The sequence below is a fragment of the Pseudomonas capeferrum genome (assembly GCF_013523055.1).
GTDB lineage: Bacteria > Pseudomonadota > Gammaproteobacteria > Pseudomonadales > Pseudomonadaceae > Aquipseudomonas > Aquipseudomonas capeferrum_A.
Map to the genome: position 1 here is coordinate 78906 of NZ_JAAMQM010000019.1, position 17200 is coordinate 96105.

Here is a 17200-nt window from a genome sequence, read left to right on the forward strand (position 1 = left end):
GGATGTTGGAAAAAGCGGGGAGGAGGGTAGTGATCTCAACAGGTGCGTCGACTACTGCGATCACCAGAGTCTGTATGTCTGTATGAAAACCTTTGAAACCCCGTTGTAGCTTCTTGAGTTCTGATTTTCCATAGAGTTCTCGCCATTTAGGCGAGGAAGGTTGCGATGCTCAATCGATACGAACTATCCGACGCGGACTGGGAAATAGTCGCGGATCTTTTCACTGCACAAAGGCGTACCGGACGCCCAAGGGTGGACGATCGTTTGATGCTCAACGGCGTGGTGTGGGTGCTTTGCTCCGGTGCAGCATGGCGGGACATGCCTGAGCGCTTCGGGCCCTGGTCCACGGTCTATCACCGATTTCGAGACTGGCGAAATCAGGGTACCTTCAACAGGATGCTCAAACGATTACAGGTCAAGCTCAACGCGCAAGGCCTGATCGATTTGAATACCTGGTGCATCGACTCAACGGCCGTGAAAGCAACTCGAGCATCTTCCGGTGCAGGTCAAAAAGGGGGGACGGAGAACCAACGGACCACGCCCTAGGACGAAGTTGGCGTGGGCTGACGACGAAAATTCATATGGTTTGCGACGTCCGAGGCATACCGCTTCACTTCACTCTTTCTGGTGGGCAGGCCAGCGATGTGTCTCACGCTCAGGCGCTGCTCGAGGGTGTCCACATTCCCTCTAGCCGAGGCAGGCCCCGCAAGCGATGCCGCTGGCTTCTTGCAGACAAGGGTTATGACGCTGACTCGTTGCGTCGGTACTGCGACCGATATCGAATGCAGCCGGTGATTCCCTTGCGTGATATGAAACGCAAACCCAGACCGGGCTTGCCGCGTCACTTCGACAAGCCCAAGTATCGGCAGCGAAACGTGATCGAGCGGCTATTTGGCTGGCTCAAGGAGCACCGCCGTCTGGGAACACGCTACTGCAAGCTGGCGGAAAGTTTTGCGGCCATGGTCACATTGGCTTGTTGGCGGCGGTGTCTACGACATTACTTTTCGTACAGTGCCTAGCTGCATCTACCCGTAAGCTCGCCTGGTATTTTTCAAAAGGGACGTGAGAGCAATGTACTGTGCTGGGTGCATGGAGGCCTTGGTAGAGCTACCAAGGTTTTTGGAACAAATATCGGGTATTCGGTGGATATGGTGGGCTTGATACTGAAAATTAGAAAAACTATTTTTACTACACTAAATAGACATTTAGTTGAGTTATAATTTAATCCTCGTATAAGACTACGGGCATCATCCTAAACAGAAGGGTGCAGGACGCTCAACAGCCGCCCGCGGAAAGGACTCCCTCAGGCTACGCCCCAGCCAATCAATAAAACATAGCGCACCCTCACTGGGGACCTGCGGTGTCAGTGCCTGGTAGCTTTCCAGCGCAACGGCTTGATCGACACACTTCACCAGACTGCCTTTCTGCAATTCACGCTGCACCAGCACTTCGGTTGCCAACGCCACGCCATGGCCACGCTGCGCAAGGTTGAGCACAATGTCGTTACTCATGTGCGACGTGTCCGCCTTGACTCTCACCTTCAGGCCATTGGCAGCGAACCAGCTGTTCCACCAAGTGCCGTCATCGACATGTATCAGCTTGAACGATGGCAAGTCCGCCAGCGTGAGATGGCCTGGGAGCTGCGCACGATAGTCAGGCGAACAGACCGCGAACACCTCAGGCCTGATCAGCACCTCTCGCACCCCGGACAGCTCACCCGGCAAGCCATAGGCAATGCCCAAGTCAGCCTGCCGATGATCCACGCTGGTAAATGATGCATTCGGTTCGATGGCAATCTTCAGGTCCGGACGTAATGCACGGAATACCTCAATGCGCGGTGTCAGCCAGCGCGAAGCAAAGGCCGGCACACACAGAATCCGTAGCCAGTGCTCAGCATCACGACAAGCCAGTCGCGCACCCGCGTCAGCTAGAATCTGCAACGACTTGGAGGCTGCCTGGTAGTAGTGCGCACCTTGCAGTGTCAGCGTTACACCACGCGATGTTCGTTCAAGCAAGCGCACGCCAAGCCAGTCCTCCAGATTTTTTACATGACGACCGATCGCAGGCTGCGTCACGTGTAAAGCCTGAGACGCAGCCACATAGCTACCCAACCGCGCGGCGGCTTCGAATGCGCGGACAGCGTTGAGTGGGGGGAGCCGATCGACCGCCATGGAAACCTCACAGATGTTAATTTTTGTAATAGTGATGACAAATTTATTATTCTTTTCCGGTTGGCTCAAGTTGGTAAGACTCGTCTGGGGAGCGGGTATGGCCCGTGAAGTTTCCCAGATAGTAATAAATGAGGAATCACCGATGCGGCCTACACCAAAAATAAAGACACCGTTCACTGTTTTCTCCCTCCTGACACTGACCCTGGCGGCTACCGCCGGTGCGGTCCAGGCTGCCGATACCAAGGGGGATTGCGGCGTACCTAACCTGCAGCCATGTCCACAGCCGTTCGACAAAGTGTTACCAGCAGCCAAAAACATGCTCACCTGGGACCAGGGCGCCCGCGTGATTGGCTTTCGTAACACGTATCGTCTCTACGCAGGCGATGTATTCGCCACCCGCGGTGCCAAGCCATATCCATTGCCTGAAGCGGATCGCAAGCTCAGCGACGTGCAGTACAGCTTGGCCGGCAAGCACCAAGGCCTTGCCGATTACCTAAAAAACCAGAGCGTGACCGGGTTACTGGTGCTGAAAGACGGAAAAATCGCCTACGAATACTACGGAAAAGACAATACAGCGCAGACCCTGTGGACTTCACGCTCGGTGGCCAAATCCGTGGTTAGCGTGCTGGTGGGCGTGGCTGTAAAAGAAGGCAAGATCAAGTCGGTAGACGACAAGATTACGGCCTATATACCGGAACTCAAGGGCACCGCCTGGTCCGACGTGACCTTGCACCAACTGATGCAACACACTTCAGGTGTCGCCTGGGATGAGAACTACGCATTGCCAGACTCCGATTTTTCGTACATGACCCAATGTGAGGCCAAGCCAGATCCTTATGACTGCGTGTTGAACCTGGTCAGGTCGGTCAAGCGCAAGCCTGGGATAATGCCTGGTGAAGTCTGGTCCTATAACACCGGCGGCGCCTGGCTGGTCGGCCGAGTGCTGGAAAACGCCACTGGCGAAACCATCGCCAAGTACCTGGAAAGCCATATCTGGAGCCGTTACGGTATGCGCCAGGACGGAGTCTGGCACGCACTGGTGCCTGGCAAGGTGGATATGGGGGGCCATGGTTTCAACGCTACGCTGCAGGATTGGGGTCGGTTTGGTCAGTTCGTGCTTAGCGGAGGGCAGTTGCCTGACGGTGAAAAGCTGTTACCCAACGACTGGATTGCACGCTCGACGCATTGGACCCTGGCCAAAGGCTCAGTAACCGCAGCGGCACCTAAGGGTCAGTATGGTTATCAATGGTGGTACAACGCGCCAGCGCCGGATACAGATGTAGAACCGAAGAAGACTGCCACCAGTGATCAGACTTTTTGGGCGCTGGGGATTTACGGACAGACGATCGCGATCAATCCGACTGAGCACCTAGTGATGGTGCAGTGGTCGACCTGGAAGAATGCCGAGACACCGAGTTCGCTGTATGACGAACAGGCGGTGTTCGTGAACGCTGTGGCCGAGGCGCTGAATCAGAAGTAGGAACAATGACTGAGGCGTGGCTTTGAGTCTGGGGTTCTGGCGAACCCCAGGCCACGGCACAATACTGAGTTGCGGATAATGTGTATTATGTTAAACGACAGGCCATGTCAAGGATGTTCATGAGCTGCCTAAGCCACTAATTCGACAAATCCTCGTCTGGTGTCCACTCTCTCAACGGGCCATGTTCCTCTTGTTCATGGCAAGTCCTTGAATGAGGTGACTGACGATGAAGCTGATTCAGTGCCGTTTCTCTTCAGGTCAACGTGTACCGTTGCTTGTACAGACCGGAGATGCGGCGCCGTTGCCCATACTCGTTCCGCTCATCTACGTTCAATTCAAACTCAGTCATCGCGCTTACAATACTGCTGCGGCACATCTGCGGGCGATACAGGCTTTCTATAGCTATGCCAAAAGCCGAGGTCTGGATATCGATGAGGCCATCATGGCCTGCCACTTCGAGGCGATTCTGGCTTTGTTGGACGGTTACGCCATCTGGCTCCAAAGCGGCCGTCAAGCCGACAACCTGGTCGCCCGAATCGGCAAAGCTGAAACGGCACCTTTTCCGCACATCGATTCGCGTATCCGTGACCAGTACCTGCGGTTGCTGAAGCAGTACCTGTCTTGGTGCGTCACCCGTTACATTCCACGCGCACGTCAGAACTCAACCACCCCGGCTAACATCGAAGTTGTATTTGCAGATGTCGCCGACGTCATTGAGCGGCGCTTTGAGAGCCATATCATCAATGTCCGTCCAGACCGCACTCGTTACCGCAGCCTGACAGATAGGCAACTCCAGATCCTTCGCACATTGATTGTCCCGGGAGCTGCGGAAAATCCGTTTCCGGAACGCCTGCAGTTGCGCAATTGGCTAATGATTGAAGTGCTGCTGGAGACTGGTATCCGCCGCGGAGAGCTTCTGAAGCTCTACACAACCGATATCAATCAGGGTTCTCAGCATGCTTATCTCAGCATCAATGACCGCGAACATGACCCAGGAGATCCGCGCGCTGAAGAGCCTGCACTGAAAACACACGGCCGGACCGTAGGTATCTCGACACAGCTGTATGAGGTATACGAGCGCTATATTCAGAGCGAGCGACGCCCAATCCGTGACGGAAAACCTATGAAATTGCTGTACCGCTATCTGTTCATCTCGGATCGAGGCCGCCCGCTGTCGATCCGCGCTTTGTCGAACGTCCTAGCTCGGCTGTTTCTGACCATTGAACTGGCTCATCCGGGGTTGTTGCCTACACTTTCCGCACATGACTTTCGGCACACCTTTGCCGACCAGTTTTTGGCTTATCTCGTCGAGAAGCGTGGGTATGACCTCGAGCGGGCCACGGACGAACTCCGTCGAGTCTGCGGTTGGTCTGACACTTCAACGATGCCGCGCCGTTATGCAAGTCGTTATCTAGCCGAGGCGGCCAACCTCCACAATGCCCAGCGTGCCTCGGCAGCCTGGAGCCGACTTGACAGTTAAGGAGGTTCGCCGTGACTAAATCAGCCGATAAAGAACACGCTTTCCCCTCCTCCTCTTTGCCAGCCTACGTGTTCGAGGGTCCGGCTCAGGTTGCGATTCGAACGCGCACCAATGACCAACCACGATACGTCGATACTCGATCAAGTGTTTGGACGTGGTACGACGGAGGGACGGCTATGAAAATAGATTGGACTGCACTTCAATTTGGCCCTGAACTCATGGCAGTTAGCAAAAGCTTTATGGCTTATGCGCTTGAAAAATATGCACCAAGAACTGCGCAAATGTTTGCAGATTCCCTTCAGGCTTTATCTAGGACCAAACTAGCAAATGGTCTTCCTTGGGATAAGAATCTTCTTATTACAGTTCTTGATGGCTTAAAAAACTCAAGACGCGATCTTGTAGGGTTTCGTAGGTTTTATCGTTGGGCGGTTGACAGAGACATTAAAGGTTTTGATTTAAATACCTACCTTATAATCAAAGATGCAAAGTCAGCCCGGGTGGATCCGTATGCACGAATTTTTCTCTGCCAATCTGGCTTGGAACTTGATGAGGAAATTCGGTTGCTAAAGCGCATTGAACGAGGGTTTTTATCTGGCCATTGGGAGGAAACCCAGCTTAATATATTACTTCATTTAGGTTTCGAGCTCGCACCACGCGCGATTCAATTTCATTCGTTGGACATTGCGGATTTTGAGTCCATTGAAAGCGCTAATCATGAAAGGTACTACACCCTCTGGCTACCCATGGCCAAAAAGGTTGGTCAACGTAGACCTGAGCGACGGCCCCGCAAAATAACCACCCGGCTGGGGGAGAAAATCTCGCAGCATATTTCGGAAATGCGACACCGCTTTGGCCGTGACTGCGAACCATTGTTTGTAAGTCCTAACGGAAGACGCATGTCTGTTACCGAGATCGGTGTGGGCCTCAAACACGAGCTGTGTGAGGCAGGAATAGACAAGCCGAACCAGGTAACCATGTTGCTGCGTCATCACCTCGGGCAAGGTTTGGCTGACCAAGGAACTCCGGCAGACATGATTGCCGAGCTGCTTGGCCACAACAGCACAGTTGCGGCTCGGGCTTACGTCACGGCAACCCCAACATCGCCCGGATCAAAGAGAAAGCACTCGGCAAAAGCCCCGCATATCAGCGCATTATGCGTAGTCTCTTGACCGGGGAAGTCGTACAACGCCGCGATACTGCTGCCCAAAGAGCGATACGGGGCGTGATCGACACACAATACATCGGGGACATTGGTGCATGCGCCCTCCCGGTTCATACGCACTGCCCCTACAATCCTGTCTACGCCTGCTACACCTGCAAGAAGTTTCATCCCTTTGCTGACGGCCACCATGAGCAGGTGAAGGAGGCGCTGCAACGGGAGGCCCAACGGTTCATTGATATCGCAGAACAAGCCGGAGACCTCATTCGCAACCGGCCCCTCGCCCAGCACCAGACAACTATCTTGGCGGTAAGCGCTACGATCGAGCGCTGCCGGCAACACAAGGAGGATGCCGAAGATGACACCGTCTAGGGCAAGGCAAAGTCTCGAAGGCTTTATCACACAGGAACAAGCTATTTTTCAGTCATTACCGATTACATCGTCGTGGGGGGCAACGCTGTGGTCGGTCGAGCGCTGGTTGCCTCAGCGCCTAAAGCAACAGACCATAACCTTTGAAACACACCGACAATCGCTTGAGAAAAATGGCTATTCTGTTCCTCCTAAAGCTGCCCTCCCCTTGGATTTCCAAGATTTTTGTAAGGCATTGATCGTCTATCTGCAGCGCACCCGGAATCTGAGGTTTTCGATGGTCGCTGCATACAACATTGCTGTCCGGCGGCTGTACAACCCGTTATTTGAACGCGGCGTATCCGACCCCTTACAGTTGACGCGAGGCGATTTTGAACGCGTCGTAGGATTTCTCCGCGAGAGTGGCTACAAGAACCTTTACGACGCGATCTCTCATCTTCAGGTAATAGCGAGTACGATTGATAAACTGCATCTAACCGAGATCTCGATCCACTTTGATCACGATGTCAAACCAGAAAACCGTCGCCACGACTACATTTCATTGCACGATCCTGATCGTGCAGTAAAGCAGCGTAAATCTGATGATAGATTGCCCTCTCGCGAGGCGATGGAGGCCTACGCTTTATGTTCGAACAACCCGCTCAGTGAAGGCGAAGAAATTTTACTGCGCGTGATTGATTTATTGATCGCGACTGGACAAAGAGGTAATGAAATAGCAGTAATTCCCTATGAATGTTGGGTCGAAAGACCAATCAAAGGGGCGTTAGGAGAAGTAGTTGTAGACGCCCACGGTGAGCCTCTGGTCGAATGTGGGATTAGGTACTTTGCAGAAAAGCAATTTCAGTCCCGTGTTCATTGGTTGGCCGAAAGCGATATGCCTTTAGCCAGGCGAGCGGTAGAGCGATTAAAAACGCTAACAGAAGAGCAGCGAGAGGTTGCTAAGTGGCAAGAAGCCCATCCAGGACGCATTTGGAGCAACCCACCTCAGTCGATAATATCCGAAGCAATGGTTTTGGATTGGCTAGGTTTTAGCGAAGCACGCAGTGCAAGTAGGAACCTATACCTTTTCCTCTCGCGCAATGGTGTACATCCGTTCGACGAGGAGCCGGTTCAGCGACGAGGAAAGTCGTTAAAGCGACGCTACGTCGCTGGTGAGATCGAAAGACTGATCGTCCCGAAGCTCCGTGGACATGCTGCACTAACAGAAAATGTCGCGGGAGACCTTCGTATCCTACTAAGAATCAGTGAAACTCTTGCCATCGCTTTCGACGGCCAATTTCGTTTCGGTGGACGCGAGGCAAATGTGTTTCGTGCAGTCCCGCGTCGGGTCACCATTGTGGATATCAATCACGCGTTGGGTGACGATGAGAAATATGCGTCCATTTTTTCGCGTCGTTCATTAACCGAATCCGACGGCACGCCGATTCGGCTAACAAGCCACCAACCTCGACACTGGCGGAACACCATTTACCACTTGACCGGTATGAGCGATGTTCAGCAAGCGCTGGCCCTGGGGCGAAAACGTCTCGACCAGAATGTCTATTACCAGCACACAACTATTAAAGAAGACACCGCTCAACATCAGGAGTTCTTGGTGTTCAATAGTCATCACGAGCGTATCGACTTTCTACATACGGGAATAAGAGATAAGCGCATTCAGGGCGCTTTGACCGACAGTTACCATGCTTTGCTGTCAGATAAAGGCACGACCACAGCAGAAGCATTCCTTGCAGTACACGCCACGGCACTGCATGTGACACCCTTCGGAGGTTGCATTCACGATTTCTCCCAAGCGCCGTGCCCTAAGCATCTTCAGTGCTGGAACGGCTGCTCGCATCTCCATCTGATGGGCACTCCATCCGAGCGCGCCAACCTTGAGAGACAAGCCGAGAATTTGACTACCGCAATTACCATCATGCGCGATGCCGGCGCCGGAGAGGCAGGCAGCGATGTATGGCTGGCGGACCAAGAGGACAAGCTCAACAATCTAAAGACCGTCCTCGCACGCGATACCAATGCAGGTGTGCAGCGCGTGTTTCCAAATGGGCGTCCGATGACGGTTGTGGACACGTACAAACGACACAGTTCGGTTTCAGATGATGAGGGGCGACCATGACGCGACGACATACGTTGAGGGGCGGCACGTTGGACGAGGCAATCGACACCCTCCTCGCCCAAATGGTTAGCTTGGGATTGGAGCTCGCGCCGATCTCACGCCCCGAAGTGCAGCGTCGATTGGGCCTGACGAGCCGTGCTACCTTGGTGGGAGAACGAGGTCAGCGGATCGAGTCTGCCCGTATCGCACAATTGAGGGAAAGCGGAAGAGATCCGGGCGGCGCCCGGCGGCGAAGAAGCTTCGAAGAGCGCATTGCTCATCTACAGGCGGAAAATGCCGCCTTGATTACAGAGCGCGATAGGCTCTACGAAGCCTTATTCGAGATCGCGCACAGGTGCTTGTTAAAAGGCGTTGATTTGGAAGACATGATGGACTGCTTACGTAAACGATAACCACAGGTTTCACCGCGTTCCCAGCTAGGTTCTGACGTAGACATGGGTACCGCCTCAGACCGTTGAAGATTGTGTTACCTGAGATCGCTACGGACCCGCTCAAAGATTTCTTCTAGGTTGATGTCTGGCTCTTTCTCAAGATAGCAGGCGACAATCAGGGAAACTGGGTGGACACCTATGGTGCTGGCAAGCACGTCGACCTTCTCCACCGTCGCGCCTTTGATACCACGTTCCAGCGAGCTCAAAAACGTACGGCTGCTGACCAATGAAAAATCCTCCTGGGTCATCCCCCTGCTAATGCGCAAGGCGCGAAGTGCTGAGCCAAAGGCTTTTTTGACTTCCATTTGCTCTACTCGCAAATGAAAAGATAAGGCCTTTTTTGCACCCTATAGGGCTACGATCTATAGTGTTCATTTGGAGGATTTTTATGTTCAGAACGTACCAGCGAGATGCGATGCTGCTGTCGTCGGAGCTAGAGCCGGACCTTCACCTGTGGCCACGGGTGGAGCAGATAATCCTGCTGCCTTGGTTTTATGTCACAGCTTTGAGACTTGGCGATCCGTGCTCGCGGCACATGCTGATGATTTCCGACGTGCAGACGTTAGAGGATCTCAGCTTGGCCGGACCGGAGGGTGTGCAAATCGAGTCCATCCTGTTGGCGACGCCGCCCGCGATGAATGGCGAGAACAGATGGCTGATGGAGCAACTCCGAGAGATAGCATACGTGCCAAAAACCAAAAGTAGCGCTCGCCACTACCGTTTCCGGGTTGCAGAACAGGCTGTATATGCCAGTTTTTGGGACGTTGGCCTAGAAATTGAACAAGGTAACGTCAGTCGAATTGTCTTCTCTGCGGGCTGATTCCGCTGTTCGGATCTTTTTTTTCATGCGCACCGACCGCTGACTGATCCCATCTGCCTTTCCAGTACATACGCGATCGTGAAAGCCATTGATAGGGAGCGTCAACGTAGATACCATATGCTTTGGGGCTCAGGACCCGCATTTCTGAGATGCATACGTCTCAGCTTGTAGTGCTTTTACCTTTGACGCTAACGCGTTTTGCCGCCATGTAGTTCTCGCGGTTGTTGGGGTCCTGAGTTACCCACTATATTCTGTAGGAGCATGAACCTGCAATGGATGCTTTTTTTCCTTTTGAAACTTCGCTCAAATACAAAATTGCTAGTAATAAAGAGCTGGCTGCTTTGTTAGGAGTGAGTACAGCCAAGCTGACTTACTATGCTTACTATTTAGCCGATAGCGAGAAATACCGAGCATTTACTATTAAAAAGCGCTCTGGTGGAGATCGACTGATTGAGGCCCCAAACAAAGGACTTAAAGATCTACAAAAAAGATTTGCAGATCTTGTGGAGCAAAATTACAAGCCGCGGGCATGCGTATTCGCTTATGTGAAGGATAAAGGTATTGTAGAACATGCAACAACCCATGTCGGGCAACGCTGGTTGCTGCGCTTAGATCTTAAAGACTTCTTTCACACGATTAGCATTGTCCGTGTTTCTGGCGTACTTCGCCGTGCCCCATACAACTTTGCAGAGTCGCCTGCGAATACTGCTGCTCGTTTGTGTACACTCGGTAGGCGATTACCTCAAGGATCACCCGCTAGCCCTGTACTGAGCAATATTCTGTGCAGGGGGTTGGACTACAAACTTAAAGAGATCGCCGCAACGAACAAGTGCTATTACACGCGGTACGCCGACGATATATTTATCTCTACCAACGGTAGTGCTTTTCCATCTTCTATTGCAGTCCGAAGCGAAGATGGGTCTGCAGAGCTAAGCGACACAATTAAAAAAATTATTACCGAAGCCGGGTTTAATATAAATCTTGATAAAACTATTTTGCGCAAAAGATCTGAGCGGCAATTGGTTACTGGTGTAGTGGTAAATAGAAAGCTGAGCGTACCGAAAGAATATATCAAATCAATCCGTGCAGCACTTTACGCTTGGGAGCAGCATGGGCTCGAGGCCGCGGAAGACTACTGGAAGCGAAAAATAAACAAAAGCAACAGATTTGATGGCGAATCACCACAAATGAAACTGGTGCTTCGCGGAAAAGTAACGCATGTGGGTCATGTTAAAGGCTATTCAGACGGGACCTTTTTATCACTAGTAAAACGCCTGCAAGCTTTGGATGCCGATTACCATATAGATGAGCAAAAGGTTTTACGTACGATTACTGGCGAGATACATATCTATACAGAGGGTGTCACTGATACGAAGCACTTTATGGCGGCTCTTCGAGCATTTCAAAGGCGTGGGGAGTTTGTCGGGCTAAATTTAATTTTTAGAAACTCAAAGAAAACAGGAAGCTCAGGCCTCAAAGCCCTATGCGAAAACCTCAGTGAAACGCTTCAAAGGCATCTTACCATCTGTATTTTTGATCGAGATGAACGCCCTATTATCAACGAGATGAGCGGATCTCCAGGAAGCTACAGAGACCATACAAATAATGTCTTTAGCTTGATAATACCCATCCCTGATTTCAGAGATCCAGGCGACCTAATCTGCATTGAGCATCTTTACCACGACGCACAAATATATACCAGCGACAGTCAAGGGCGGCGATTGTACTCTAAAGACGAATTCGATTCTTTAGGCTGCCATAAAAATAACCCACACTTATTTTGCAGGGTTAGCAAGCAATCTTTAATATATGACGACCAGGTCATCAACCTTCATGAAAAAAGAAATGTAGCATTGCCAAAAAATAAGTTTGCCGACTATATTTATAATGGAGCCCCACCTTTTAGTAATATCGACTTCAGTGGCTTCCGAGGTACCTTCGCTCAGATCGTGGCAATAGCGGCTTCGTACGGTCGATGATATCGGGCGCCCTAACGAATTATAAATATTTTCCCTCGGGACAAAGCATGAATATTATAATTCCTGCTTTTATGGGCTAGGGCCGTAAGGGTAGCCATGGTAGCTGCATTCATCATATGCACACTAAGTTGAAAAGCCCCTATACGGATTCTTTATTGGCTTATGGCAACTGAACAATGCACTGATTCCGAACGAATACCTACTAGAGTAGAGCCAGTCAAGAAATATGCTTGAACAAAAATCCAGTAGGCGAGTTTGTAGGTTATCAACAACTTGGTCAGCCGTTCGAAAATAGTTCTCTGGTCGCACTTTGATCAGCTCAGAAACACCGTCACCTAGTAAAGATCTCAGCTCTTCAGCCAAACCAGCCCTTCGGATATTGACCACTGTTTCGGGAGGAACATTTCCGAGCCACTCCAGATTTTTATCTGCTTCAGCGCTCAACGCGCGCATTACATGCATGCTTTTTCTAGCATCGGATGGACTCTCTAACGCTCCACCTTGGTAATCCAGCATCCAGTTGAAGTACTTTCACGACGTCTCTGCGCCTATAAATGGGGTCCCACCAAAATGATTAGCGCACTGCTGCGAGGCCAATGCTTGGGGCATGCGCCCTAAACATGCGTGCAACACATGATTTCCTGCTATTGCAGGATCCAAGCCCGGAGTGGCTCCTTCTTGCAGAGCCCTGGTCAGCTGCGCACGAGCATCTCCGCCCCACTCTGTGCTGATGACCAGTCGGTCAGCACCTTTAAGTTCGGCAAGCAAGGCGTCGATAGAATGCAGCGCTCCGCAGAAATCCGCTAAGTGTTCAACGGACTCGAAATCACGGCCAAAGAGGTATCCGCCATGACCACAGGATAGAGGCCGGCTCTGCTCAACTAGCAGCGCTCTATCTTCATCATTCATATCCCTTGGATTGGGTGAAATAACCACCAATGGAGGATGTACTTCAGCTAGTGCGATATCCCTATATGTCATCGCATTCAAAACGTGCTTGATAAATAGCTCAATGACCTGCTTAGCTGGCAATGCATCAAAAAGCGGAGCGATCTTGAGAATCGGGCAAGGGAGCACGATAGTGTCGATGTACAGACCAGCAGTTGATACAACGTTTTCCCAATGTGCGGGGAACAGATCACCAGAAAAGGTAGCTTTGAACTGGCGGCCATCTTGAATGTGGAATGCTGCGGGGTCGGACACCGACGACCAGAATTCCCTAATACCCTCTGCGAGTTCGGGCAAGGCTTTCGCGCAATGCTTTACCAACTCGGCATCCCTTTGTGACCTTCGGTGGGTACGGCTGAGCTCGCATCGTCTACTACCTTAGTCGTAGGGAAGCCTATCAGTTGACATGAGACATCGGCGCCGACCCGCGGCCGGTGGGGATTGCTCATAGGAAGCGACACTGGCCAGTGCGTAGTAGCGCGGTGTTGCCCCCTGCCCACGGCTTGAGTCACGGATTAAAAGATGGCATTTTGCCCTGGTGATGCTAGGAAGCCAAAATGCCGATTCGCCAGTCAGATTTGCTCAATTCAAGCGTTAATCGTTCATTCGCTGGGCAATCGCGCCCACGCGTGGGTCAACTAACGGCTTTTCTAAGCCACAGCCACCAAGACGCATTGCTTGCCCTCGGGCTCCAGGAAATGCTGAAAAAAGCGGGCTGGGACGTTTATATCGACTGGCAGGACACGACAATGCCCGCCACGCCCGACGGTGAGACAGCCTTTAACATCAAGGTCGCTATTGTCCGCGCAGACTGGTTTCTCTTTCTGGCGACCCAAAACTCTATGGCATCGCGATGGTGTCCGTGGGAAATCGGCTTTGCCGATGGCAAAAAAGCTCATGATCGCATCGCCATCATTCCGACCGCGGACAATCAGGGCAATTTCTACGGGAATGAGTACCTCAACCTTTACAGTAGTATCGACGTTGCCCAACACGCCTCCGGCCTCGCACTGTTTGATACGCGGGGCAACGGCACGTGGGTACACAACCTTTAATCCCATCGGTAGTGCAAGAGTATGAAAAAGGATCATTTGCGGCTCGTTGACACGCTCACGAAGGAGATGGCCGAGGGGAATCTCGCGATTTTCGCGGGCGCCGGCTTTTCGCAGGGCGCTGGCTTTGTGAACTGGAAAACGCTGCTCAAGCCCATTGCCGATGAGCTGGATCTGGACATCGACAAAGAGACGGATCTGGTTGCGTTGGCGCAGTACCATTCAAACGCTAATGGAGCCAACCGCTCTAAGCTTGATCAGATGCTGGTGACTGAATTTTCAACAAAAGTAAAAGTTACAGATAACCACAGGATCCTGGCCAGGTTGCCGATCCAGACCTACTGGACAACTAACTACGACAGGCTGATTGAGACGGCCCTTGAGGAAAACGAAAAGGTCGCTGACGTCAAACACACGGTCAAGCAACTGGCTACGACCAAGCCCAAACGCGATGCTGTCGTGTACAAAATGCACGGTGACGTCGAACACGCTTCAGAGGCAGTGCTGATCCGCGATGACTACGAGCGTTATCACGTGAAGATGCAGCCGTACATCACCGCGCTCAGTGGCGATCTGATTTCCAAGACCTTTCTGTTTCTGGGCTTTAGCTTTACCGATCCGAACCTCGACTACATCCTGAGCCGGGTACGCATCCAATACGCCAAGCACCAGCGCCAGCACCACTGTATCTTGCGCAAGGTCAGCCAGGGGAAGGATGAAGATCAGGCCGATTTCGAGTACCGACTTCGAAAGGAAGAGTTGTTCAAACAGGAGCTTCTTCGCTTCGGGATCAAAGCAGTCTACGTCGATGATTTCAAGGAGATCACTGCGATCCTAGAAGAAATTGAACATCGCCACAAACGCAAAACCATTTTCATCTCCGGGGCGGCTCATGACTACAGCCCTTGGTCACAGGGCGAATCCGAACACTTCGTTCACGACCTCAGCAAAGAGATCAGTAAGGCTGGGTTCCGCGTTATTTCAGGCTTTGGTTTGGGTATCGGCAGCGCAGTGATCTCAGGCGTCATTGAGCAGACCATCATGAACGGCCATCGACTGGACAGCGACCAACTGATCCTCAGGCCGTTCCCGCAAAGCCAATCGGGCGATCGACCCTTAAAGGAGCTGTGGACGGAATACCGGCGCGACATGTTGGCCCATGCGGGCATTGCCATCTTCCTCTTCGGAAACAAGGTCAGCCCAGGCGGTGAAGTAGTGCTTTCAAATGGCATGCGTGAAGAGTTCGATCTGGCCGTCGCTGCTGGCGTCTTCGTTATTCCCATAGGTATCACCGGCTCGATCTCGGCAGAGCTCTGGAAAGAGGTCATCGATTCCTACGACGAAACGAAATACGAACATGGTAAAAAAATCACCCCCCTGCTGCAGGAATTGGGCACCGAAGGTACCGACCTTGGTCGTGCACACGACGTGATCCTGCGCCTGCTGCCACTCATTTAAAGGACGAATATCATGGCAAGAAAGGTGTTTTTCAGCTTCCAGTATGAGGATGTTCATCGCGCAATGAACGTGCGTAACAGCAATGTTATCGCTTCAGACCAGAAGGTCGGTTTCATAGACAAGGCTGACTTTGAAGAAGTCGAACGTCAAGGCGATGCGGCCATCAAGAAATGGATCAACGACCAGCTGCATGGCACCAGCGTGACTGTCGTTCTTGTGGGGGCAACTACCGACAAGAGCAAGTGGGTGAAGTATGAAATCGAGCAAAGCGTTGCCCGGGGCAATGGCATCCTGACCGTCGACATCAGCAAAATCGCCAACCTGCAAGGCGATACGACAAACTGCTGCAGTTTGCGTGTTTCAGGCGCGCCTCACTATCTGTGGAACACCAATAACGGCCGTGAAAACCTCGGAAAGTGGATCGAAGCAGCCGCAAAGGCCGCTGGCAAGCCGTAAACCCGGCTGGGGCGCCGCGCGGCGCCCTTTCTCAGAACAAGGATTTAACTGATGTACGTAGGCTTCGAAATCGAACATTACCAACCCATCCATCAACCCCATGATTTCCGTATCGACAGTTACATTCAAGATGCCCAGAGGCGGGTCGCTAACCTCGCCCAGTTCATTATCGGGTCGTATAACCAGCACAGTATCCTGGATGCCGAAGCCCTATCGGCGGCGATTTTCCCAGAAACCAAGTGCGACGTATTTCTTTCCCATTCTCATGCGGATCAGCGAAATGCTATCGATCTAGCGCTCGCGCTGCGCAAGCACGGCCTGAAAGTCTTCGTCGACTCCACGGTGTGGGGCTATTTCGGCGACCTGGTGGCCAAAATCATCGCGGGAACTCGGCCATTGGATAAAGAAACGAAGGATGGGCACATTCATCGTGTCCATGCAGATGTCCACATGATGCTCGCTGGCGCCCTTCACCGCACCATTGCCCGAGCTGAAACCTTCGTATTCGTGCGTTCTGAAAAATCTGTGCCCGTGAGCTTTGGCGACAGGGCTAGAACATTTTCACCCTGGATCTACTCAGAATTGCAGTTTAGCTTCCAGGTACAGCACGCCACGCCTAAACGAATTCGAGAGCGACTAACAGGCGCTACCCTCGACAGCGTCAAGGGGTTCAATAACCTGAGCCTTGAGAGCATGCAGCATCTAATGGCCTTCAGGGCTTTCAACGATCACCTGCCGCCCGTACAAGGCGCTCAACTGCGAGAGTGGCTTGTTCAACAGCCGTCCACCACCCGTGGAGAAGTCGTGCTGGATGCCCTCTACAGTCGATTCAATCTCCCTAGCAAATATCAACAGCAGCGCGCATCACTCACGATGTAGGACAGCAACTGCCTCTGCTGCTGGCGTCAGGAGCCTGCCATCGGCGCGACGTGCAAAACCTGCACATTGCGCCCGTGGCCCAGGCAGCATGTCGCGCCCGCCAGCGCAATTTCTAAGCTCGGCTATCCTGACGTGTCCATGCCGCTTATGGAGCAGCCCCCGCTGCTGCAGGGCTGCAAGACGGCACACTGTTGAGTTTGTCCCTCACCAGACGATTCGTTGCGTGGATGGCATGAAATCTACGGTGGGCACAAGTGCCCAATCGGGTTTCCAGTGTGTCCGCGCGGTAAGGACTTGCGCTTGTCGGCTCGAGCGGGTGCTTATTTAACCCGCCTCGTGGTCTTCATCGGCGAGCTCGGCGTCGGCACTTTAGAGGTGACTGTGACTCATGGGCCGAAGGCT

16 protein-coding genes are annotated in these 17200 nt (G+C 52.4%); 13 read left to right on the forward strand and 3 right to left on the reverse strand.

Features of this window, described 5'->3' with window-relative positions; all coding sequences use genetic code 11:
• Window positions 1–165 precede the first annotated feature (165 nt).
• Window positions 166–1019, forward strand: a protein-coding gene (locus tag G7009_RS20720) for an IS5 family transposase (protein ID WP_181131965.1) whose coding sequence is annotated in 2 segments (ribosomal slippage) — window positions 166–507 and window positions 510–1019 — 852 coding nt in all. Because the reading frame shifts where the segments join, the coding sequence is not laid out codon by codon here.
• A gap of 228 nt (window positions 1020–1247) precedes the next feature.
• On the opposite strand, the gene G7009_RS20725 is transcribed toward G7009_RS20720, so the two are convergent.
• Entirely contained in the window at window positions 1248–2171 is a 924-nt protein-coding gene (locus tag G7009_RS20725; protein WP_181132002.1) for a LysR substrate-binding domain-containing protein, read from the reverse strand.
• Between the two features lie 142 nt (window positions 2172–2313).
• On the opposite strand from G7009_RS20725, the gene G7009_RS20730 reads away from it, so the two are divergent.
• The 6 genes from G7009_RS20730 (at window position 2314) to G7009_RS20750 (ending at window position 9167) form a co-directional block, all read left to right on the forward strand.
• Window positions 2314–3651 (forward strand): serine hydrolase domain-containing protein, encoded by a 1338-nt coding sequence (locus tag G7009_RS20730; RefSeq protein ID WP_181131966.1) that lies wholly within the window; start codon window positions 2314–2316, stop codon window positions 3649–3651.
• A 226-nt stretch (window positions 3652–3877) separates the two neighbouring features.
• A complete protein-coding gene (locus tag G7009_RS20735) occupies window positions 3878–5131 on the forward strand; it encodes a tyrosine-type recombinase/integrase (protein WP_181131967.1) in 1254 nt (417 codons plus the stop codon).
• Window positions 5132–5142: 11 nt separating this feature from the next.
• The gene (locus G7009_RS20740) at window positions 5143–6300 is read left to right on the forward strand and encodes a tyrosine-type recombinase/integrase (protein WP_258198005.1); all 1158 of its coding nucleotides are present in this window, start codon (window positions 5143–5145) and stop codon (window positions 6298–6300) included.
• A 53-nt stretch (window positions 6301–6353) separates the two neighbouring features.
• A complete protein-coding gene (locus G7009_RS27855) occupies window positions 6354–6662 on the forward strand; it encodes a hypothetical protein (RefSeq protein WP_258198006.1) in 309 nt (102 codons plus the stop codon).
• Window positions 6649–8775 carry a hypothetical protein gene (locus tag G7009_RS20745; RefSeq protein WP_181131968.1) on the forward strand — a complete coding sequence of 709 codons (2127 nt, stop codon included), beginning with the start codon at window positions 6649–6651 and terminating at the stop codon, window positions 8773–8775. Before G7009_RS27855 ends, G7009_RS20745 begins: the two co-directional genes overlap by 14 nt.
• Window positions 8776–8804: 29 nt before the next feature.
• Window positions 8805–9167 carry a hypothetical protein gene (locus G7009_RS20750; protein ID WP_258198007.1) on the forward strand — a complete coding sequence of 121 codons (363 nt, stop codon included), beginning with the start codon at window positions 8805–8807 and terminating at the stop codon, window positions 9165–9167.
• A 74-nt stretch (window positions 9168–9241) separates the two neighbouring features.
• On the opposite strand, the gene G7009_RS20755 is transcribed toward G7009_RS20750, so the two are convergent.
• Window positions 9242–9511, reverse strand: a complete 270-nt coding sequence (locus tag G7009_RS20755) for a helix-turn-helix domain-containing protein (protein WP_181131970.1) — start codon at window positions 9509–9511, stop codon at window positions 9242–9244.
• Between the two features lie 83 nt (window positions 9512–9594).
• On the opposite strand from G7009_RS20755, the gene G7009_RS20760 reads away from it, so the two are divergent.
• Both G7009_RS20760 and G7009_RS20765 read left to right on the forward strand, forming a co-directional pair.
• Entirely contained in the window at window positions 9595–10026 is a 432-nt protein-coding gene (locus G7009_RS20760; RefSeq protein ID WP_181131971.1) for a hypothetical protein, read from the forward strand.
• 272 nt (window positions 10027–10298) lie between these two features.
• Window positions 10299–12005, forward strand: coding sequence for a reverse transcriptase domain-containing protein (locus G7009_RS20765; RefSeq protein ID WP_181131972.1), 1707 nt, complete (start codon window positions 10299–10301; stop codon window positions 12003–12005).
• A 531-nt stretch (window positions 12006–12536) separates the two neighbouring features.
• Here G7009_RS20765 and G7009_RS20770 read toward each other — a convergent pair.
• Entirely contained in the window at window positions 12537–13250 is a 714-nt protein-coding gene (locus tag G7009_RS20770) for a hypothetical protein (RefSeq protein ID WP_219856707.1), read from the reverse strand.
• A 260-nt stretch (window positions 13251–13510) separates the two neighbouring features.
• Between G7009_RS20770 and G7009_RS20775 the strand changes: the two genes are divergently transcribed.
• The 4 genes from G7009_RS20775 to G7009_RS20790 are packed head-to-tail and all read left to right on the forward strand — an operon-like array spanning window position 13511 to window position 16798.
• Window positions 13511–14008 (forward strand): toll/interleukin-1 receptor domain-containing protein, encoded by a 498-nt coding sequence (locus tag G7009_RS20775; protein WP_181131974.1) that lies wholly within the window; start codon window positions 13511–13513, stop codon window positions 14006–14008.
• Window positions 14009–14029: 21 nt separating this feature from the next.
• Window positions 14030–15463 carry an SIR2 family protein gene (locus tag G7009_RS20780; RefSeq protein WP_181131975.1) on the forward strand — a complete coding sequence of 478 codons (1434 nt, stop codon included), beginning with the start codon at window positions 14030–14032 and terminating at the stop codon, window positions 15461–15463.
• Window positions 15464–15475: 12 nt separating this feature from the next.
• Window positions 15476–15919, forward strand: a complete 444-nt coding sequence (locus G7009_RS20785; RefSeq protein WP_181131976.1) for a TIR domain-containing protein — start codon at window positions 15476–15478, stop codon at window positions 15917–15919.
• Between the two features lie 51 nt (window positions 15920–15970).
• A complete protein-coding gene (locus G7009_RS20790) occupies window positions 15971–16798 on the forward strand; it encodes a toll/interleukin-1 receptor domain-containing protein (RefSeq protein ID WP_181131977.1) in 828 nt (275 codons plus the stop codon).
• Window positions 16799–17200 lie beyond the last annotated feature (402 nt).